19 protein-coding genes are annotated in these 21561 nt (G+C 27.4%); 3 read left to right on the top strand and 16 right to left on the bottom strand.

The window, feature by feature from the left end; translation table 11 throughout:
* Positions 1–447 precede the first annotated feature (447 nt).
* The 11 genes from CSBG_RS01795 to CSBG_RS01745 form a co-directional block, all read right to left on the bottom strand.
* A complete protein-coding gene (locus CSBG_RS01795; RefSeq protein WP_008676565.1) occupies positions 448–2049 on the bottom strand; it encodes a CTP synthase in 1602 nt (533 codons plus the stop codon).
* A gap of 171 nt (positions 2050–2220) precedes the next feature.
* Positions 2221–2523: a hypothetical protein gene (locus CSBG_RS01790; RefSeq protein WP_008676563.1), complete on the bottom strand. Its 303-nt coding sequence runs from the start codon at positions 2521–2523 to the stop codon at positions 2221–2223.
* 126 nt (positions 2524–2649) lie between these two features.
* Positions 2650–3066: a DUF1934 domain-containing protein gene (locus tag CSBG_RS01785; protein ID WP_008676561.1), complete on the bottom strand. Its 417-nt coding sequence runs from the start codon at positions 3064–3066 to the stop codon at positions 2650–2652.
* Between the two features lie 243 nt (positions 3067–3309).
* Positions 3310–3975 carry a stage II sporulation protein R gene (spoIIR, locus tag CSBG_RS01780; RefSeq protein WP_008676560.1) on the bottom strand — a complete coding sequence of 222 codons (666 nt, stop codon included), beginning with the start codon at positions 3973–3975 and terminating at the stop codon, positions 3310–3312.
* Positions 3976–4033: 58 nt separating this feature from the next.
* Positions 4034–4876, bottom strand: coding sequence for a 4-(cytidine 5'-diphospho)-2-C-methyl-D-erythritol kinase (ispE, locus tag CSBG_RS01775; protein WP_008676558.1), 843 nt, complete (start codon positions 4874–4876; stop codon positions 4034–4036).
* 120 nt (positions 4877–4996) lie between these two features.
* Positions 4997–7621 (bottom strand): cyanophycin synthetase, encoded by a 2625-nt coding sequence (gene cphA, locus CSBG_RS01770; protein ID WP_008676557.1) that lies wholly within the window; start codon positions 7619–7621, stop codon positions 4997–4999.
* A complete protein-coding gene (locus tag CSBG_RS01765) occupies positions 7602–8438 on the bottom strand; it encodes a cyanophycinase (protein WP_008676555.1) in 837 nt (278 codons plus the stop codon). The genes cphA and CSBG_RS01765 overlap by 20 nt, the downstream gene beginning before the upstream one ends.
* Positions 8439–8603: 165 nt before the next feature.
* Complete coding sequence (locus tag CSBG_RS01760) at positions 8604–10187, bottom strand: SPOCS domain-containing protein (protein ID WP_008676554.1); 1584 nt, start codon at positions 10185–10187, stop codon at positions 8604–8606.
* Between the two features lie 375 nt (positions 10188–10562).
* On the bottom strand, positions 10563–10799 hold the full coding sequence (locus tag CSBG_RS01755; RefSeq protein WP_008676552.1) for a Veg family protein: 237 nt from the start codon (positions 10797–10799) through the stop codon (positions 10563–10565).
* A 250-nt stretch (positions 10800–11049) separates the two neighbouring features.
* Positions 11050–11940, bottom strand: coding sequence for a sporulation peptidase YabG (gene yabG / locus CSBG_RS01750; protein ID WP_008676551.1), 891 nt, complete (start codon positions 11938–11940; stop codon positions 11050–11052).
* Between the two features lie 85 nt (positions 11941–12025).
* Positions 12026–13027, bottom strand: coding sequence for a CotS family spore coat protein (locus CSBG_RS01745; protein ID WP_008676549.1), 1002 nt, complete (start codon positions 13025–13027; stop codon positions 12026–12028).
* Positions 13028–13132: 105 nt separating this feature from the next.
* Between CSBG_RS01745 and CSBG_RS01740 the strand changes: the two genes are divergently transcribed.
* Positions 13133–14251 carry a glycosyltransferase family 1 protein gene (locus CSBG_RS01740; protein WP_008676547.1) on the top strand — a complete coding sequence of 373 codons (1119 nt, stop codon included), beginning with the start codon at positions 13133–13135 and terminating at the stop codon, positions 14249–14251.
* Positions 14252–14304: 53 nt separating this feature from the next.
* Here the strand turns inward: CSBG_RS01740 and CSBG_RS01735 are convergent, their stop codons facing one another.
* From CSBG_RS01735 to CSBG_RS01725, 3 genes are read right to left on the bottom strand one after another with little or no spacing between them, the layout of a single operon-like run.
* The gene (locus CSBG_RS01735) at positions 14305–15351 is read right to left on the bottom strand and encodes a CotS family spore coat protein (protein ID WP_008676545.1); all 1047 of its coding nucleotides are present in this window, start codon (positions 15349–15351) and stop codon (positions 14305–14307) included.
* 16 nt (positions 15352–15367) lie between these two features.
* Positions 15368–16168 carry a hypothetical protein gene (locus tag CSBG_RS01730; RefSeq protein ID WP_235840777.1) on the bottom strand — a complete coding sequence of 267 codons (801 nt, stop codon included), beginning with the start codon at positions 16166–16168 and terminating at the stop codon, positions 15368–15370.
* Positions 16134–17126 carry a CotS family spore coat protein gene (locus CSBG_RS01725; RefSeq protein ID WP_008676540.1) on the bottom strand — a complete coding sequence of 331 codons (993 nt, stop codon included), beginning with the start codon at positions 17124–17126 and terminating at the stop codon, positions 16134–16136. The genes CSBG_RS01730 and CSBG_RS01725 overlap by 35 nt, the downstream gene beginning before the upstream one ends.
* 153 nt (positions 17127–17279) lie before the next feature.
* Here CSBG_RS01725 and CSBG_RS01720 point away from each other — a divergent pair, with 153 nt between their 5' ends.
* Positions 17280–18401: a glycosyltransferase family 1 protein gene (locus tag CSBG_RS01720; protein WP_008676539.1), complete on the top strand. Its 1122-nt coding sequence runs from the start codon at positions 17280–17282 to the stop codon at positions 18399–18401.
* On the opposite strand, the gene CSBG_RS01715 is transcribed toward CSBG_RS01720, so the two are convergent.
* The gene (locus CSBG_RS01715; protein WP_008676538.1) at positions 18398–19510 is read right to left on the bottom strand and encodes an ABC transporter substrate-binding protein; all 1113 of its coding nucleotides are present in this window, start codon (positions 19508–19510) and stop codon (positions 18398–18400) included. The two genes, CSBG_RS01720 and CSBG_RS01715, sit on opposite strands and share 4 nt — an antisense overlap.
* Positions 19511–19641: 131 nt before the next feature.
* Between CSBG_RS01715 and CSBG_RS01710 the strand changes: the two genes are divergently transcribed.
* Positions 19642–20529, top strand: a complete 888-nt coding sequence (locus CSBG_RS01710; protein WP_008676537.1) for a LysR family transcriptional regulator — start codon at positions 19642–19644, stop codon at positions 20527–20529.
* Positions 20530–20536: 7 nt separating this feature from the next.
* Here CSBG_RS01710 and CSBG_RS01705 read toward each other — a convergent pair whose 3' ends face one another.
* Complete coding sequence (locus CSBG_RS01705; protein ID WP_008676536.1) at positions 20537–21502, bottom strand: polyprenyl synthetase family protein; 966 nt, start codon at positions 21500–21502, stop codon at positions 20537–20539.
* Positions 21503–21561: the final 59 nt, after the last annotated feature.

Here is a 21561-nt window from a genome sequence, read left to right as displayed (position 1 = left end):
ATACAAATTATTTTACTAAAATTATCTCATATATGTCTATCTTTATTCCACTAAAAGTATTTAAATATATCAAATATATAAGTTACTATGATGATTTAATACTAAAAATATCTAAGTAATTTATAGTATATAAATACAGTCATTATTCTAGTAACTTATTTATATATTGTTATTAATAATAAAAGAAGCTGTATAAAAATAAATTTTGATATTATCTAATAAAAAGGGAAGTTCTAACTCGAACTTCCCTTTTTGCGAATATATAAATAATATATAAAAATTTCTATTTAAGTTTAAAAACGTCTTTAAGTAAGTAAAATAAATGGTTTAAAAGGGTCTCACGAAACGCAATTTCCTTTAGAAAAATAAAAGATTAACTTTTTTAAGTAAATAAATTTTACTTGAACTTAAATAAATTAAATTTTATATTAAATAGATTTCTGATATCTATTTTTTAACTAATGCAGCATTAATCAATCCAATAAATAATGGATGTGGTCTATTGGGTCTTGACTTTAATTCTGGATGGAATTGCACTGAAACATACCATGGATGATTTTTAATTTCAACAATTTCTACTAGTCTTCCATCCGGACTAGTTCCAGTGATATCCATACCGGCTTCCTCTACAGCTTTTCTAAACTCATTATTAAATTCATATCTATGCCTATGTCTTTCATATATTAATTCATTACTATAAACTTCATAAGCTCTACTATCCTTCTCTAACTTACAAGGATATAAGCCTAATCTCATAGTACCGCCTAAATCTTCTATATCCTTTTGATCAGGCATTATATCAATTACTGGATATTTAGTCTCAGGATCAATTTCAGCACTATTTGCTCCTTCATATCCCAATACATTTCTAGCAAATTCAATTACTGAACATTGCATTCCTAAACATATGCCAAGAAATGGCACCTTGTTTTCTCTTGCAAATCTTATTGCTTCTATCTTTCCTTCAATTCCTCTATCTCCGAAACCTCCTGGAACTAAAATGCCATTGCAATCCCCTAAAATTTCATTGCTATTATCTTTATTAACATCTTCTGCATTAATCCATTTAATCTCCACATTACAATTGTTAGCTAACCCACCATGATTTAAAGCTTCAACTATTGAAATATAAGCATCATGTAACTCTACATATTTTCCTACTAAAGCTATCTTTACATTTTCCCTTAGATTCTTTACTTTATGAACCATTTCTATCCACTCAGTATTATCTATATCTCTACAACCCAATTCTAACTTTTCACAAACTAATCTATCTAATCCTTCTTTATGTAACATAAGTGGAACTTCATACAAGTGTTCAGCATCTAAATTTTGTATAACACATTTAGCTTCTAAATTACAGAACAATCCTATTTTAGATTTTATATCTTCTGATAACTCCTTTTGTGATCTACAAACAATAATGTCTGGTTGTATGCCTATACTTCTTAACTCTTTAACTGAATGTTGAGTTGGCTTTGTTTTTAACTCTCCAGCTTTTCCTAAGTAAGGAACTAAAGTTACATGTATAAAGCATACATTTTCTCTACCAACCTCATATTTAATTTGTCTTATTGCTTCAAGAAATGGCTGAGACTCTATATCTCCAACTGTTCCACCAATTTCAGTAATTACTACGTCTACTTCTTTTTCTTTAGCTACTCTATAAACTCTATCTTTTATTGCATTTGTAATATGTGGTATTACTTGAACTGTTCCACCTAAGTATTCCCCTCTTCTTTCTTTAGATATTACAGACCAATATATTCTACCTGTTGTAACATTATTACTTTGACTTAAATTTTCATCTATAAACCTTTCATAATGCCCTAAGTCTAGATCTGTCTCTGCTCCATCATCCGTAACAAATACTTCTCCATGCTGATATGGACTCATCGTTCCTGGATCAACATTCAGATATGGATCGAATTTTTGTATAGAAACCTTAAGTCCCCTATTTTTTAATAATCTACCTAACGAAGCTGCTGTTATTCCTTTGCCTAAAGAAGATACTACTCCTCCCGTTACAAATACGTACTTAGTTTTCATACTTTTCCTCCAAAAAAATAAAATTTTTTAATTTATTTTCTTGACACTAAATCCCCTACTTGATATAATCATAATTACCTCACTATTTATGATGGGTTTATAATGCCTAAATTTAATAAGTAGTATGATATCATAGAAAAATAAAAAATTCTAGTACTTTTTTATTTTTATTTATATTATTTTATTTAATCCCTCTTCAATTTTGAAATACATTTCTCTAAACTCTTTATTTACCAATAATTTTTCTTGAGCTTTATTAATATTATAATTAATACTCTTATCACTAATAACTTCAAGCATTTCTTTTACTTTTTCCTTATCAAGACATTTATAATTCTTTAATAACAAAAGAAATATATATTTATTTTCTTTCTTTTTTAATTTTTCATTAATTTCTATTGCGTCAATTCCTAAGTGTGCACATAAAACATTTATAACTATAGTTGTTTTGTCTAAGTTATTTGCACAATTCACAATATCACCTCTATTTTCTATATTATTTCCATTATTTATATTATATATTCATTTCTATTTAAAAAATAAAAATCTTAGTAAAAAAGTTTAAATATCCCTTTAGTTACTAAGATTAATGATTTTAATTTAATTTGTCTTAACATTTACTGCTAATTTAGTTGTTATCGGAGGTTGTCCAGCAAGCTCCATTGAATATTTAGCTACTATGTCACCACCATTTTCATTTATATCCACATCTAAATATTCTGTATGTATTTGTAGATCTAAAACTCCGTATGGAGTATTATATAATGATATAGAAGTCTCACCTTTCTTAAAATCCATTTTTGCACTTGTACTACCTTCCCTCTCAAGTAGTAAAGCATCATCAAGCATAGTTAGAGTAGTTGTTGTTCCATTCATTCCTGATATTTCTGTCTCTTCATATACAGCTTTAAATCCATCTTCTGTTACAAAAAACTCTCCTGGGGTAACAACTTCTATAACATCATCCTTATCTAAATCATTAAAACTTCTTAATGATATAACTGCTTTCTTTTTCATCTAATCCCCTCCATTTAACTTTATATCCTTTAAATACTTTTGTAATTCTTTGTCCTTAATATCATAAAAACTAAAATAAGCTTGTCTAAATCATATATAAGCCTTTAAATATAATAAAATATTTTTATTTAGTAATATACTTTAGATTCATATTTAATTTTTATCATCTTATAATTTGTTTATAAAGTATAGTTTAAATTTATTATCATAAATTATCAAGATTTATATTTTAACTTTTATAGATTATTTCTCCTTGTCTTTAAACAGAACTTCAAATATTTTAGATTTAAATTTAATCTTAGCTTTTTTATTTTTATTTTTAGTTGTAGACTTTATATCATTTTCATCTTTATCTTTTCCTTCAGATATCTTTTTTTCAATTTCCTTAGAATCCACCGCATCCTTTGTTCCATCTACAAAGCACAAAGGAGGAAACATTACACACCACCAATTTTGTCCTTTTGCTTCACCTATTAAAATTCTATAAGCCTCATATTCTCCTTGAGGAAAAACTAAGTCACCATAAACCTTATCAGGGAAATTTTCTCTTGAAAGCATACTTGTTACTTCATATGAATGTCCATTTTCAATAATAGTATCTTTTGCAATAGATTCTATTGTAGATTTATTATTAACTATAAATTCTCTTGCTTCACTTAAATCTTTACAATCCTTTAATTTATCTGAAACATACTCTATAACTCTATCTCTTACCTTTAATTTTAAATTTTGATCTTCTTCACTATCGCTATTAGCTATAACATGAAATCTTATTATCTCATTTACAATATCTTCATAAGCCAATTCATTATTTTCTTCATTACCTTGTCCAATAATAGAGCTCGAGCATCCTGTAATACTAAATATAATAAATATTAAACACATAATAATAAAAATTCTTTTCCTCATTTTTAAAACCCCCTTATAGCTAAATTATTGCCACATTTCGGAGGTTTATACTTACAAACTAAATTGTTCTTGTAATAAATACATCAGAGTACTTTTCTTTCATTTTTTCGAAGCATCTTTGAGCTTTAAGCATATCATCAAAAAATGCAAAAACAGTAGGTCCACTACCACTCATCATAGTTCCCATAGCTCCATTATGCCTCATGTCCTCTTTAATATTTATAAGAATTTTATGTTTTCTCAAAGTAACATTTTCAAGTAAATTTTTCATATTGTCGCAAACCATTTTTAGATTATCATTATTAATAGCATCTATTATTAAGTTGGTATTAGGATGATTTCTAGCTTTTTCTATATTAAATTCTTGATATACACTATTAGTAGATACACCAAACGGTGGCTTAACTAGGACTATAACTTTATCTTTAAACCCCTTTAGCGCTGTAACTTCTTCGCCTATACCTTTACACAAAGCAGTTCCACCCTTTATACAATAAGGAACATCTGCACCTAATTTCAGCCCAAGAATCATTAATTCCTCATCAGATGCATTAATGTTAAATAGAGAATTCATTATCTTTAAAACAGTTGCTGCATCAGTACTTCCACCTGCCAAGCCTGCACATACTGGTATATTCTTTTTTATATTTATATTTACTCCACTATCTATATTATACTTTTCAATAAATAATTGGGCAGCCTTATAAGCTAAGTTTCTTTCATCCGTTGGGACATATGGTTTATTACATTTTATAGTTATTTCTTTTTTTTGCTTTTCTATAACTATTTCATCATACAAGTCTATAGATTGCATAATCATCTCTAATAAATGATACCCATCTTCTCTCTTTCCTACTATATCTAAAGATATATTTACCTTAGCATAAGCTTTCATTCTCATACTTTTTGTTTCCTTTCAACTATAATATAAATATTTTAAAATAAACTTCAGAGATAACTCTGAAGTTTATTTTAATTATATATTTTTTTAGTAATATAGTAAACTAGGAATACTTAAACTCTAATTTAAAGCTTCAATATTATATATATTTCTTTCTTCCTCGTAACTTGAAAATTTATTTATAATACTTACCAACGGTTTCATATCTTCAAAAAACACTATTACTGTATCCCCACGCTTAGCCATATTAAGTGCTTTTTCAAATGCATCTTCTTCACTTAATATAACCTCATATTTCTTTCCATCACTATCTTCCGTTATACCATCAACTATTAATTCAGCGACTTCGCCTTGTTTTCTTCCCCTTAAATCTTTATCTTCTTTAACTATAATATAGTCTAGATATTTAGATGATATCTTTCCTATTTCTTTTGCTGTACCGTTAGTCCTATCTCCCGGAATACCTATTACTCCATATAACATCCCACTATTAATTTCTTTCACTGCTGAAAGAACTGAATTATACCCATCTATGTTATGTCCATAATCTAATATAACATTTATACCATTTATATCATAACAATTAAATCTACCTGAATTTTTATGTGAATTTAATAGATAGGTTGTAATTCCATTTTTTATCATGCAATAGTCTATTCCCATTCCTACTAGAGCTCCACATATTGCTAATATATTTTCAATATTAAAAGTTAATTTTCCATCTAAAGTTATCGGAACTTCTTTTATCCCGCATATAACATATTCCTTCCCTTTATTGGAAACTACTATATCATCATTTTCTAAATAAACGGATATATTACTTATTTTACTTTGTTTTAGGAGTGGGTTATTGGAATCCTTGCTAAAAAATATTATATTAGCTTTTATTCTATTTAATATTGATTTACTCCAATAATCATCAGCATTTAGTACAACATACCCATCTTCTTTAACAGCCTCTCCTACTAATGATTTAACATAGCATAATTCTTCCATGCTATCTACTCCATCAATCCCTAAATGATCTTCTCTTATATTAGTTATTACCGCTACATCTGCTAAATCATAGGCTAATCCTTTTTTAATCATTCCACCTCTTGCTGTTTCTAGAACTGCTACATCAACATCGTGATTTAATAAAACAGCTTTAGCACTATCAAATCCTGTATCATCACCACTATCTATACATTCATCGTTTATATATATCCCGCTAGTACTTGTCATTCCTACACAGTATCCCATTTTACTTAAAGTATGACTTATTACCCTTGTTGTCGTTGTTTTACCATTAGTTCCTGTTATTGAAATAACAGGTATATTATAAGGTCTATCATTATATAACATATTAACTATTTCTTTACCTATATCCCTTGGAATACCAATACTTGGATTTAAATGCATTCTAAGTCCTGGGGCAGCATTAACCTCCATGATTATTCCATTATTATATATAGGTTTTGATATATCTTCTGTACATATATCTATTCCACATATATCTAAATTTAGAGTTTTAGCAGCTCTTATACATAAATTTATATTTTCTTCACATATTTCATCCGTATAATCTATAGCCTCTCCACCAGTTGATAAATTTGCATTTTTCCTTAAATATATAGTTTCTCCAGAAGCTAAAATATCATCTAATACCTTTCCTTTTTCATTTATACATTTAATAACTTCTTCATCAATCTTTATTTTAGTCAATGATTTTTCATGATCTTCTCCTCTTTCAGGGTTATCATTTAATTTATCTATAAGTTCTCTTATAGTATTAATTCCATTTCCCTTTACATAAGGTGGCATTCTAAGAGATACAGCTACAACTTTGTAGTTAACTACACAAACTCTAAAGTCATTTCCTTTATAATATTTTTCTATAATTATATCTTTAAACTTATCTTTAACAGTATTATAAGCATTTAGCAATTCTTTTTCATTTTTAATATTAAGAACTACACCCTTCCCTTGATTTCCATACTGAGGTTTTAGCACAACTGGATATCCTATTTCTTCCCCGCTCTTTAATAAATCTATTATATTTTTTACTTTAAGTCCTTTCGCAACTGGGATATTCTGTATTCCTAATAGTTCTTTTGTTAACAATTTATTGCAAGAAATATCAACTGAAACACAATTAGTATTAGTTCCTATCGATGCTTCAATTACCCTTCCTTGCTTACCATATCCTATTTGATGAAACTCCCCATTTCCAAGAGTAATGACTGGTAATCCAACTTTATTAGCATAATCACATATTGATTTTGTACTAGGTCCCATTGTTTCATCTTTCAAAATATATTCTAATAATTCTATTCTTTCATCATAATTTATAGGTATCTTATTTATCAATGCATTTATTATATCAACTGCTAGCTTAGAGCTTTCTATCGCTACATTTTCATATATATATTGATAAATTATATAATAATGGTCATCCTTTATTTCTCTAGATTTCCCATAATGCACGTCTATTCCTAATTTATTCTGTATTGCTATAGTAATGTGTTCACATATATGAGCTAAATATGTTCCTTCTCTTAACCTTTTTACAAATCCTCTTTCTTCATCAATTCCACATCTATGTGTATTTAGTTCTGGAATCATACTAATAAGATTATCATTAAAATCTTCTATATCTTTACTTGGTGTTTCACAGTATCCTTCTAAATCTACATCTATTCTTATGCACTTTTTATGAGAATAGATATTTTTCCCTTTAAAGACCTTAGTCTCTATTATTTTCATCTTTACTATTATCCTCCTCAAAAGGTAACTTAGTTAGGAGATTAAATTTATCCCCTTCTTTTAACACATGTAAACTTACATTAAACATACTTAATACTTCATCATAGTATTGCTCAGATACATTGCTATGTGTTATATTTCTAGCGTCTAGAAAATATACAGCCCCTGTACCTACAACTTGTGCTATTCCACTATCTTTTACCACTATAGCCGTGTCCTCATCTATTCCAATTCCTAAAACTTCTGGATTTTGAGCGATTCCTGTTAATAACCTCCCAATTCTTCCTCTTTGCGCAAAATGTTGATCTATCATTATTCCTTTTACAAAACCAAGACCAGGTGCCATTTTTAAAGTGCATTTTCTTGGGGACTCATCATCTTCCCCTTTAACCACCATAGTATCACTCATAACAGAAGCCCCTGCAGATGTTCCAACTATTATACATCCTCTAGAACTTGCCTCTTTTAAAGCATCATAAATAGGAGTTCCCCCTATTAAGCTTGTTATGCGTAATTGATCCCCACCTGTAAAGAATATAAGTGATGCTTCGCCTACCAGTTTTATATTTGCTTCCTCTAGTGAATCAGCCCTCTCTTTTATATTCAATCCTTTTATATTATTAACTCCTAATTGCTTAAATACTTTAGTATATTTTTCTAATGCTTCTTTTGGATATTCTGTTGCTATTGTAGCAATTAAAATATTATCTTTTTCTTTATCTATTGAACCACAGACTTTTTTTAATATTTCTTTATCGCCTTCTTTATCTTCTGCGCCTCCAATTATTATTAAATCGCCTTTAATTTTTTCTGACATTTTTTCACCTCTTATCTTATGCATTCCTTATTTTATCCACCCCAGCATAATATTATTCACTATAAGGTGTAATTACCATTTTTGTTGGCAAAAAAAATAATGATTATAGAACAAATAAAAATCTATTCTATAATCATTATTGAATATTCTAATTATTATTATAAATTAAAATGTGGCTCTACCTGGTATTATTAATTTATCTCCTGGTTTTATGTTTTCATTTCCATCTAATTCATTTAATTTATTTAATTCATCCATGGTTGTATTATATCTCTTTGCTAAATCCCACAAAGTATCATCTTCACCAACAACATATATAGTTATTGATGCTTTCTTTTCTTTGACTTCAGCTGGGCCTTCAATAACATTTATTACACATTCTTTATTTACTTTGTAACAAACCTTTATAGTAAGTCCAACATTAGCTCTTATAGAAATTGAGTTACCTTCTATATTAGCATCTAAAGTTTCTAGAGATACTTTAATTAATGCATTCATACCCTTTTTAGTATCTTTTATATCTGCAGCAGTAATAAATGGAACCTTACCTGTTACCATACCATAATTTAAGTCTTCACCTGCAAGTTTATAAATAACAGATACCTTAACTATTCCTTCAATTTTAACTTTATCATCCTCAACAATTTTATCTGTAATAATAGGATGACCAGTTACGCATATTATTTGTTCTAATCTCTCTTCTTCATTTTTTAGTTCTATGTTATCTTTAGCCATAGCTTCTATGTTTGTTATTGAATGTATAGCTCCAAACTCTTTATTATCTTTTTCAAGATCAATATTCATAGTTGGACAGTATGCATCTTTTAACATTTCAATCTTATCTCTTGAATAAACTTTAACTCTTCCTTTAACTAAGAACTCTATATCTACTACTCTATTTTCACCTAAATCATCTAAATTAATTGAACATTGTTGATCTTTAATACCTAAATTTAATGAACTAATCATATCACTTGATATTCCAGGCATTTCTTCTTCTTTTGATAAATAAACATCATCTTGTAAAGTTATAAGTTCCTTATTTTCTTTACCTTTATATAATACCTCAATTCTACAATAGCAACCAACATATACTTTATCTTCTACAATCTTGATTTCCTTTTTATGAACGTTCATTGCACACTTTAACACTTCTTCAATTTCAGGTTTATCCATAGTTACCTTAAGCATAGATTTTCCTATTAAATCAACTTCTTTTTCCCCTTTTACACCATTAAGAGTTTCATCCTTTTTCCTAATTTGTATATCTTCTTTACCTTCTATATCTTTTACGTATTCAAATTCGCCATTTTTATAAACTTCCCATTTTAAAGTTAGTATACCATCAATACCTACTTTTCTTTCATTCATCCAATCAGCTTCAATATGTTCTATCTCACCTTCAACATCGCATAATATATTATGTTCATCACTATTAAGATCAAGATAGTTGGCGAATTTATCAGTAAAAACAACTGAATGTATTTTATTTGATGGTGAATCTGTTATAGTTTCATCCTTTGGTAAATAGAATACTATATAATTTAATTGCCCTTCTACCATAATCTTGTCTCCAAGAATTTCCTTATTAGTTATGGTAGCTTTTGCATCTACTCCCAATACTTCTTTCATATCAGGATATTGTGAATCTCTTATTAGATATTCTCCCTTTAGTACATGATTAGTTGAATTTTCTCTAAGTAATTGTTCATAACGAACGACTTCTTTTATTACATCTATTTGTGACATATAATCCCTCCCATACGATACCTAGTATTATATATATTTATGACCATATATATTTATTCATACTTATTTAAAATGTTTCTAAAATAAAAAAATCAAATTTCAACATTTTAATTACTCTTATTTACATTATAGGATTGTTTATCTAAATAAATGTCGAATTATAAAAACAGTTTAAGTTTTTTTTGTATTTTTTTAAATAATATGTTGACATATAATAAAATATGTCGTATTATAAAAGAGGTTATTGACCATATAACCTCTCATAAATTCTCAATACCCTTTTATACCATAGTTGAAAGATGGAAACCCACCATCTTTCTTTTTTTATTTCCATACAAAAAAATATGGAGCTTCAAAAAAAAGAAGCTCCATTCTCTATAAAGCAAAATATAATTGTACTGTCTTAGTTAATACATCTGAATAGCTGTAAGTTACTGTCCTTTGAATATCATTCTCTAGCCTTACTACAAAAATGCTTGGGTGAGCACTTTCTATTACTCCGTTGTTTACTAGGATCTTTTTCCTCCCACCGTTTGCTTTTAGAGTTACTTTATCTCCTATATGGTCTTCTATATCTCTTTTTATAGCGGCGATAGTCTTTACTTTTTCCACATAAACACCTTCTTTCTAAATAATATTATACACCCAAACCCACTTTTTGTCAAACAAAATTTATATTTTATCACCTTTAATATAAGTTGTCAATGTAAACTTTTACCTTTTTTAGTGCTCTTTTATACATTTATTAGTATATCTATCTTTTGTTTTTTTATACATTTTATTTGTATATTTAATAAATTAGTCATATTTTAGTATAAAAATAAAAACCCACTGTATTTCAGTAGATTTTTAATAAAAAATTTTAAATATACGGTGACCTTGGATATCCTTCCCTATATTTCCCTCTAGTTTGTAAACCTCCAATCCCTTTTGTTCCCGTAATTGTATTATCTATAACATCTGTTATTGAAACAACCTTATCAATTCTTGTATATGCTATTTTTTCGCACACAAATACAGGGTCTAGGCAATGAATTAATACCCTATTAGGTGAGCTTGCAAAATTTGCTCCTGCATCTAACATACACTCATAGCAACTTTGACATGCTCCTGCAAAAATTACTAATTCATCATAACTAGAATTATAATTTCTTAAAGCTTTTACAGACTCTATATAATATCTTGAATTTCTATAATTATCTAGATTTAAATAATCATCTGTTACTCGCAGAACACTATCATGTCCTGTTAAAACAACTATATCCGGTTTCATTTCTTTAACTAAATCAACTATTAACTCTGGTTGCTTTCTTTCAGGAATCGCTCTACCTATAGCCTCTAAGGACAACTGCTTATAAACCTTAAGACACATTTCAAGGTATTCACTATCACCATCTATGTGTAGTATTTTCCCGGGTCTCCCAAAAATTAATTCTTTATTTTGCTGTGTCTTAGAGGACTTACTCCCCCTTGTTAAATTATTTATCATATTCATGGCTTCTGTATCGCCCCTCATTGATACAGCTTTCTTTATAGCTTCCTCTACTCTTGTATTTAATATCTTTTCTTTTGCCCCTACATATTGCCCATCCACTTCTTCTAGATCTTCCTTTTTCGAATCTGCTATAATTCTTATACTAATACCTTTTAATACATAAATAGGATTACCATTATCATCTTCTTTAATATCTATTATTTTGAACGTAATGTCTTTATCATATGATTTCCTAACTACTAAATCACCTATCTCCATTTTTCCCTCTTAGCTTATTACTTTATATTATCCTATGTCGAATTTTCTTTATTTGTACATAAAAAAAGTGCTCTTGGCACTTTTTTTAATCTAATTTATACTCTTTTTTAAATTCTTCTAAAAACTTAAGCATAGCTTCCTGCTCATTTATTATAGATTCAATTTTATTACCAAAAGTATTTTGCCCCCAGTTTACTTCGTTATAATAGTATCTATTAGCTAGTCTCCAATACCTTTGTGGAAATTGTAAATACGCATATAATACCTTATATTCACTATCTAAAAGCGGTGAAACTTCATTATATGATTCTATAATTGCATTTGCAAAATTTATATCCCAGTCAACTCTTTTTAGAACTTTTATCATAAAATTAGACATATCAAAAGTTCTTACTTCTCTTTTACAGTAATCAAAATCAATTACATTACAATTATTGATTTCATCCAAAATTATATTATGATATGTGAAGTCATGATGGCAAAAGCTTTTTTCATTTTCTGCTATTTCACATAACTGCATATATTCTGATTCTTCTAATGTTTTTAAAGCTTTTTTACCTATCTCTTTATAGAATTCCATTGATTTTAAATATAGTAAATCAAAACTATTTTTATTATTCTTCTTTCTTACCATATCTCTCATTTTATCAAAGGACTTTATTCTTTTATTCATAAGGTGAGTCCATCTACCCAAATCACTCTTCAGCTTAGAATTTTCTGGAGGATCATATCCCTTTGATGCCTCATGTAAGCTAGCAAGAGTCTTTGCTGCTAATTTCACCTCGTCTATGTTATGAAAATCACATTCTCTACCCTCTATCCATTCAGATAGCGTATAAAGATCTTCATTAACTAGGGCATATGGTTCCCCATCTATGTTCAAAAAATATCTATCAACACCTTTAAAGCCATTATTTATTAAATGCTCCTTAGCGCCATAAACAAATAATAGCTTTTGAGGACCATAATTAATCTTCTTTAAACACCTTTCACCCTTATTAGTCTTTAAATAATATACTCCTTTATTTGCTTTTAAAACCTCAATTTTTACGTCAAACTGCCTTTCTATTTCAAATTCTCTCATCATAACGCTCACCCCCATTATATTTATATGACTATATGTATTCTTTTATTAACATTTTATTCCTATATTTAATATAATAAATTAAAAACAATGTGAAAGGATTAAATCATGAAGATAGGCATAGATGGCAGAGCTGCAAAATGGTATAGAGGGACAGGAATTGGCACATATACTTATCAACTTATAAATAGTATAAATAAAGTTGATAAACTTAATGACTACTTAGTTTTTCTACCCGAAAATTCAGCTCTAGATTTAAGTGATAATTTCAAAGTTGAATCAGTAAAGGCCACTTCGAATTCTAATTTTTGGGATGAAGTTAGAGTTCCTAACATTTTAAATGATACTAATATAGATATCTACCACGTCCCTCAAAATGGTGTTGGTCTTTCTCAAAGCATAAATTGTCACAAAACTATTACTTTGCATGATATAATCCCATTGAGAATGCCAGAAACAGTTAGTGATCGTTATTTATATATATTTAATAACGAACTTCCTAAAATCATAAATAAATGTGATGGTATATTAACAGTTTCTGAATTTTCAAAGCAAGATATATCAAAAGAGTTTAATTTTCCTGAGGATAAAATTTTTGTTACACATCTTGCTGCTGAGGATATATATAGGCCCTTGAATAAGTGTCAATGCAAAAAAATTATTGAAGAAGAATATAATATAAAAGATAATTTTATTCTTTATGTAGGTGGTTTTAGTCCCAGAAAAAATATAGTAGGCCTAATTGAAGCCTTTTCTCTTCTTTCTAGGAATACAAACAAAAGTCTTAAACTAGTTATAACAGGTAAAAAAGGAATCTCATATGACATATATAAAAAGAGAACCGTAGATCTTAATATCGAAGATGATGTTATTTTTACTGATTTTATTCCTCTTGAAAAGTTACCCATTTTTTATAATGCATCTGAATTATTAGCTTATCCTTCATTTTATGAGGGATTTGGTTTGCCTCCATTAGAAGCAATGGCTTGTGGCACGCCAGTTATAACATCCAACGTGACTTCTCTTCCAGAGATCTGTTATGACTCGGCTTTGCTAATTAATCCTTATGATATAGATTCTCTAAAATCTGGGATGGAAAATGTTTTATACGATGACGCTCTTAAAGCAAGAATGATTAAACAAGGACTAATAAACAGTTCTAAGTATTCATGGAATATAACCGCTAAGTCAACACTTAAAGCTTATGAAAAAATTATTAAATCTTAATATATTTAAATTAAAAGGACATCAAATTTAAAAATATGATGTCCTTTTAATTATTAATAAAAATATTCGACCATTTCAGTTATAAAATTTTCTATAAAATCTTGTCTATGCTTTTCATTACCAATTTTATCTTTTAATCTATTTAAAAATACTTCGTATTCCCATTGCTTCTGTTTATAATAATAATCCCTTGATATTGTTATAAAATCCCTAGGGAAACTTATAATAGCATATATGAGTTTAATTTCTTGTTTGCTTAATTTTTCTATTGAATCATAAGAATCTAAAATTAATTTAAACTTATCAAAGTCATAACAACTATTTTTTATTACTTTTATTGAGTAATTTGCTATATCTACAGCTCTAGTATCTATCTTACAGTAATCAAAATCTATTATTTTAACATCATCTCCATCGATAATAAAATTATGATGTGCTAAATCATTATGACATAAAACTCTTTTATTAAAATCCTCTAACATTGAATTGTATTCACACATAGCTAAAAGTTCTATAGACTTTTGTATTTGATCAATATTACTATCAACATTTTCTAAAAATATTTTATCAAATTCACTTTTATGCCTAAATCTTAAGGCGTACTCTTTAATATTAATTAAATCTTCTTTTGCTTTGCTAAATTGATATGGCAAATATTCTCCTAAATTTCCTTTAACTATCTCTGTACTTAATTCATTAAATATTCCTTTTGATGCTTTATGCATATTAGCTATGCTTTTAGAACACATCTCAACTTCAACAGGATTAGTAAATGTTGCTTCCCTTCCCTCTATCATATTTAATAAAACGTAAGTATTAGAGCCAAATTTATAAGTTATTTCTCCATTCTTACCTTCATAATAACTAAGTACACTATTGTATTCCTTTGATATATAATTTAAAGCTTCACTTATAAATCTTATTCTTTCTTCGCTTGAATCAGTAAGTTTTAAAATTTTTTTACCTTCATTTGTTAATAAAACAAATACTTTTCTTAGAGGTATTATATCTTCAATTTCTAAAGATAACTCTTCAAAAAATTCCTCGTTCAAATCATATTGGCATAATATCTCTCTGTCTACATATCTAAATTTATTCATACTTGAAAATCCCCCACTAAATTATTAAGCATCTACTATCCATTCTTTTAGCTTTATATAGCATTTCTAAAACTCTATCTTCATTTGTATCTATCTTTTTTAGGATATATCTTTCTAGCACTTTAAACTCTTCATTTGGATATGAACATAAAGCTCTTAAATACTGCTTACTGTCACTTTCCAAATTAGCAATTTTAATATAATAATCTATTACTTCTTCTATGCTAAATTCTATATCCTTCCTCTTTATTTTCTTTATATATGAATATATATCATGCTCTTTTAGATTGTATGCTAGATATTTTATTGTCCCTATAAATATTTTATTATTTTCTTCCACAAATAAATTATTTTCATCAACCCTACTTAAGCAAACTTCATAATTCCTCATACTCCTATAAATTAATTTTCTATAATTATTGGAATATATATGATTTAATGCTTTTCTTCCCTTATTTAATAACATTTCTCCATTTCTTATTAAATAGAAATCAATTGAATTTAAGTTATTTTTATTTTCAATTTCTTTTATATACTTACCTATTAGAATCATTTGTGAGTTATAATTATCAATTTCCCTACCTATTGATGCTCCAATCCGAGGTAATAAGTTCTCCTTATAACACCCCATTCTATTATGAAATAAAACTATATTTTCAATTTGATTAAATGTACCTTCTAGATTTTGTTCTTTTACTTTGTTTGTCTTTCCATTTAATATATAAATATCTCTTTCTTCTAAATATGATTTTAGCTCTAACTTTTGCATCTCATCACCTCTATCAAATAAAGTTATCAACAAACTTTTCTCTTTCATTTCTATCTTTTAAATATTTATTTATCTTATTTAATAAAAACTCTTCTCCCCAAGGCTGCTGTTCCCAATAATATTGTAATCCTATTTGCCAAAACCCTTGCGGAAATCTAATAAATCCTTTTATAAGTTTTAATTCTTCCTCATATAACGAATGTGTTTTTGAATAACTATTTAATACAAGCTGAGCTTTATCATTACTCCAATTTCCATCCTTCATACACCTAATCAACAATGATGCTAAGTCATGTATATGAGTATCTAATAAACAGTAGTCAAAATCTATAATATTTAATTCACCATTCTTATCTATTAATACATTATGATTTGCATAGTCATGATGACAAAAGCCACGCTTAAGCACCTCATTCTCCATAATTCCAATATAATTATTCACTTTTAATTCCTCTATAGCCTTTTTACCTCTTTCTAATTCTTCATCTATGGCTCTTAAATATACTTCATCAAATTCAGATTTATAGGCTTTTTGATAAATTCTTTTCTTAAAATCTAGTATTTCATCGCATCTAGTTTCAAATACCTTTATCCAAGAAAACCAACCTATCCTCGGTCTCATAATATTGCTTGTTGTAAATCCTTCACTACATTTATGTAGTTCCCCTAGCTTCTGAGCTGCTAACTTCAACTCCCCTGAATTCTTATAGTTGCAGTTTCTACAATCAATCCATTTATTTAGATATGCGTAACTACTTCCAAGCTTTATATAGCCCAAATTTTCCTTAGTATTAATTATTTCAGGTATCTTATTAAACCCACGTTGTTTTAAATGATTTATTGCAGAAAAAATAAAATAAAAATGAGGAAATTGATATTTAATTACTTTAATACCATACTCCTCATCATCCGTTTTGATTCTATAACTATTTTTAACTTTTTCTATACTTATTATTTTTAATGGATAGTTAGATTCAATTTCTTTTTTTATATATAAAATATCCATGTAATTCTCCTTAATAATTACTCAATGCCATTATATGAAAGTCTATATTTTATTGTGTTTACTATCACAGAATTAAATTATTAATAATATTCTGTTATATATAAAAAAATAAATAATATCTATAAATATATAAGATAATTTAGGAGGATTAGTATGAAAATATCTATAGATGCTAGAGGAATTACCTTATACAATGGTAGTGGAATTGGTACTTATACTGAAAATCTTGTTAGAGAATTGCTTAATATAGATAAAGAAAATGAGTATTCATTATTTTGGACAGGTAAAAATTATGAAAGTTATAAAAGAGAAAATAGCCAAATAATCTTCACCTCAAGAAGGCATAGTGGATTTTACGAAAATTATTATTTTCCAAACTTTATTAAAAATAATAACATAGATCTTCATCATATCCCTCAAAATGGGATTGGGCTTTGTGAAAATTATGAAAACAACTGTATAGTTACTATACATGACTTAATTCCATATATTTTACCTGAAACTACTGGTCGAGGATATTTAGAGAGATTTTTAAAAAATATGCCTTCTATAATTGATAACTCCAAAGGAATACTTACAGTCTCAGAATATTCTAAAAAGGACATTTTAAAATTTTTTAATCACATTCCTGAAGAAAAGGTATTTGTTACTCCTCTAGCAGCAAACTCAAACTTCAAACCCCTTGATAAGGATTATTGTAAAAACTATATTAAAGAAAAATTCAATTTCAATAAACCCTATATACTATACATAGGTGGATTCAGTTTACGGAAAAATGCTCGAGGACTTATTTTAGCTTTTGATAAAATATCTAAAGATTTAAACGAGCCTCACATATTGCTTTTAGCTGGTTCACTTAAAGATGAAGGAAAGAAGCTTGCTGAGCTTGCAAAGTCATTGCCATCTAATGAAAATATATTATTTACAGGATTTATCGATGATGCTCTTCTTCCAACTCTATATAACGGAGCTGAAGCTTTTATTTATCCATCTTTTTATGAAGGATTTGGTCTGCCTCCTTTAGAAGCTATGAGCTGCATGACCCCAGTTATAACATCTAATACAACATCAATTCCTGAAGTTACTGGTGATTCATGTATATTAATAGACCCTTCTAATAAAACAGAGCTTGAAGAATCATTATTAAACTTACTAAATAACAATAATTTTAAAAAAGAATTATCAAAAAAAGGATATGAAAGAAGTCTCCAATTTTCTTGGAGGCAAACCGCCATAAAAACATTGGAGGCTTATAAAGAAATCTCTAAACACTAATTATATACGTTATATATTATTTCATTAAATTTATCATAACTTTTTATCTCTGGAGCCTTTTCCACTATATTGCTTAATATTAGGAAAGGGCTACTCCCTTGTACTTTAGTACCTTCTTTATTTATATTTTTTGTCCTTAAAGAATATAAAGAACTAGGTACAAAATTACACTCTAACATTTCCTTTGATAACAACTCCTTATTAGTTGATGCATATGAAATAAAACTTTTTATTGCTTCTTTATTATTTTCAATATTTAAAGCTACTAAGTTTTCACCACCTATATCATAAAATTTATTTTCACCTATATTAAGACTTGGTGGATTTTTACACTCCCATATTCCATCTATACTATTGTTTATTAAATCCTTATAAAAATCTATAGAGGCAATTCTACAAATATAATTGCTATCATTTATAAAAGATTCATTATATATTGAATTTATAATATCATTAATCTGATTATTTTCGTAACTTTTTTCTTCATAATCAACTAATTGTGCAGCTAACAAAAGCCTTATATTTTCTTTATCTTGACTAGAAAATATATTTATATCTCCATTGCTCTTAGTATAAATATCTTTACCAATCTCTATTAATCTTTCCCAACTATTAATATCCTCAGCCTTATATCCAAACTTCTTTAAAATATCACTTCTTAGATACAATGCTATTGGATTAGATGTAAAGGGAACTGCATAATAGTTATCCTTTATTTGCACTTCTTCTAACCTACTATTATTAAAATTTTTATTATATGTCTCTATTATTTGTTTATTTTCATTCGTAAATTCTATTTTATCTATAACACTATTTAATTCCTTGAAATTTAAATGAACTATACTAGGTAATTCATTTGGAACAGTATTTAATATTTTATATAAATAATCTTCTTGCTTAACACTCACGACTTTAATGCTAACTTTTTTATTATTTTTCTCAAACTCCTTTGCAGTAGAAGTAAAATATGAATAATATTTATCTTCAACCCATATATTTATATTTCCTTTTATTATATGATCATTTGTATTAGTTACTAGTGTATTTACCAACAATACAGTAAATATAATTATTATAAGATATATTGATAATTTTCTTCTAATTTTCATCTAAATCACGTCCTAATATATAATTAATAATACTTAACCACCCTAAATTTAATAACATTAAATAACTTTGCTTTTTAATGAGTATTATACTATAATAATTAAATATATAAAATATTAGATAGGAGATTGTTATGCATATAGATAGTTTAAATTATTTTTTTCAAGTTGCTAACTCAAAAAGTATTTCAACTGTAGCAAAAAATGCGCATATATCACAATCTGCACTAAGTCAACAAATATTAAAATTAGAAAACAAACTAAATGTAAAATTATTGAATAGAAGTAATAAAGGTGTTAGCCTTACTCCTGAAGGCGAAATTTTATTTAAGTATTGTGAATCTATACTTAGTGCTTATAATAAAATGCAAGAGGAACTATTAAACTCTGTAAATAAAAAAAAGTACATATCAATTGAAGCTGTAGAATCAATTAGCTTAACCATTTTACCTGTTATTGTATCAAAGCTAAAAAAAGTATATAATTCATACACAATAAATCTTAACACTATAGAGTGTTGCACAAACACAAACTTGATAAATAATATATGTGATATATATATATGTTATAGAAAACCTGAAGATCATGAAGGAATTATTACAAAAGAGATAGGACTTGATGAAATCGTTTTGATATCTGATGTTAATTTTCCAATTAACTCTATAAAAAAGGATCAGCTATTTGATTTACCTATAATATTTCCTTCTGATAAAACTTGTTTAAAAAAATCATTATGTTTAGCTTTAAATTGTGATGAAAAAAAGCTAGATAATTTAAATATACTATACAGCACTAATTCATATTTTGCAGCATTAAATGGAGTCTTATCCAGCAAAGCTGTTACTTTTGTTCCAATGAGCATATATAACAATTATTGTTCAACAACTAATATAAAAAGAATAAGGATTGAAGATTTTTCTCTTTCTCTTCCAATATACATAAATTATTTAAATTCATTTTATAAAATAAATACAGAATTCGTAAAATCACTAAAAAACATATTAAAGGGTTACTTAATTTAGTAACCCTTTAATATGTTCTAAGTAATAACCACTCGGCTATTTCCCTTAATATATTTTTGTATTCATTATTAGGAAGCATATCTATTCCTTTAAAGCATTTTTTCATATATTTTTCAGCTAATTCTTTTGCCATTTTTATTCCATTATTTTCTTTTACTAAGTTTACTATATTCCTTACTTCATCTTCCGTATAAAAGTCTTTTCCAAGAACATCATCAAATGCTGATTTATTATTTTTATATGCATAAATTAATGGGATAGTATATATTCCTTGCTTCAAGTCATTTGCCGCAGACTTTTTAATACTATTATCATTTCCTTCATAATCTAAAATATCATCTATTATTTGAAAAGCCATACCTAAATTATGTCCTATTTTTCCAAGTTCCTTACTAACCTTATCATCTGCATTACATTCAGCTGCTCCTAAATATAATGAAATTGAAAACAATTCTGCAGTTTTTCCTGAAATTCTATTTAAATAATCTTTTACTGATAGTTTCATAGAAAACCTAGAATTTAGCTGATTCACTTCACCCATACAAATTTTTGACATTGCTCTCGAATCTACTTTTATAGCTTGCAATGAAGCACTTGTAGCCAAAATTTTAAAACATACACAGAAAAGATAATCCCCTATGTATACAGCATAATCCTTTCCATATTTAGATTGGATAGTTTCTCTACCTCTTCTAAGTTTAGAATCATCTATTACATCATCATGTACCAGCGTTGCCATATGTAGCATTTCAATCACAGCTGCAGTTGGAATAGATTTTTCTGTATCATTGGTCCCAAATTTTGATCCTATTAAAACAAAAGCAGGTCTTAACAACTTACCACCTGACTCTATTAATTCTATTATGGAGTTTTCGATTTTCTTGTCCTTGCATTTAACATTCTTTTTCATTAAATCCAATACATCAACAAGTTCTCGTTTTATCTCAGGATAATTATTCCAAATATTGTCCATTACAATCCACCTTCTTAGTGATAGTCTAAGTCATAGACTTAATATCTTTACCTATTAAT

The sequence above is a fragment of the Clostridium sp. 7_2_43FAA genome (genome assembly GCF_000158375.2).
Lineage (GTDB): Bacteria > Bacillota > Clostridia > Clostridiales > Clostridiaceae > Clostridium > Clostridium tertium.
This window is presented reverse-complemented; position numbering and strand designations above follow the sequence as displayed.

Bases quoted from the DNA above. Each gene is read 5' to 3' on its own strand.
- CSBG_RS01795 (WP_008676565.1), bottom strand. From the start codon at position 2,049: ATGAAAACTAAGTACGTATTTGTAACGGGAGGAGTAGTATCTTCTTTA.
- CSBG_RS01785 (WP_008676561.1), bottom strand. From the start codon at position 3,066: ATGAAAAAGAAAGCAGTTATATCATTAAGAAGTTTTAATGATTTAGAT.
- spoIIR (WP_008676560.1), bottom strand. From the start codon at position 3,975: ATGAGGAAAAGAATTTTTATTATTATGTGTTTAATATTTATTATATTT.
- ispE (WP_008676558.1), bottom strand. From the start codon at position 4,876: ATGAGAATGAAAGCTTATGCTAAGGTAAATATATCTTTAGATATAGTA.
- cphA (WP_008676557.1), bottom strand. From the start codon at position 7,621: ATGAAAATAATAGAGACTAAGGTCTTTAAAGGGAAAAATATCTATTCT.
- CSBG_RS01765 (WP_008676555.1), bottom strand. From the start codon at position 8,438: ATGTCAGAAAAAATTAAAGGCGATTTAATAATAATTGGAGGCGCAGAA.
- CSBG_RS01760 (WP_008676554.1), bottom strand. From the start codon at position 10,187: ATGTCACAAATAGATGTAATAAAAGAAGTCGTTCGTTATGAACAATTA.
- yabG (WP_008676551.1), bottom strand. From the start codon at position 11,940: ATGGAGATAGGTGATTTAGTAGTTAGGAAATCATATGATAAAGACATT.
- CSBG_RS01745 (WP_008676549.1), bottom strand. From the start codon at position 13,027: ATGATGAGAGAATTTGAAATAGAAAGGCAGTTTGACGTAAAAATTGAG.
- CSBG_RS01740 (WP_008676547.1), top strand. From the start codon at position 13,133: ATGAAGATAGGCATAGATGGCAGAGCTGCAAAATGGTATAGAGGGACA.
- CSBG_RS01735 (WP_008676545.1), bottom strand. From the start codon at position 15,351: ATGAATAAATTTAGATATGTAGACAGAGAGATATTATGCCAATATGAT.
- CSBG_RS01730 (WP_235840777.1), bottom strand. From the start codon at position 16,168: ATGAAAGAGAAAAGTTTGTTGATAACTTTATTTGATAGAGGTGATGAG.
- CSBG_RS01725 (WP_008676540.1), bottom strand. From the start codon at position 17,126: ATGGATATTTTATATATAAAAAAAGAAATTGAATCTAACTATCCATTA.
- CSBG_RS01720 (WP_008676539.1), top strand. From the start codon at position 17,280: ATGAAAATATCTATAGATGCTAGAGGAATTACCTTATACAATGGTAGT.
- CSBG_RS01715 (WP_008676538.1), bottom strand. From the start codon at position 19,510: ATGAAAATTAGAAGAAAATTATCAATATATCTTATAATAATTATATTT.
- CSBG_RS01710 (WP_008676537.1), top strand. From the start codon at position 19,642: ATGCATATAGATAGTTTAAATTATTTTTTTCAAGTTGCTAACTCAAAA.
- CSBG_RS01705 (WP_008676536.1), bottom strand. From the start codon at position 21,502: ATGGACAATATTTGGAATAATTATCCTGAGATAAAACGAGAACTTGTT.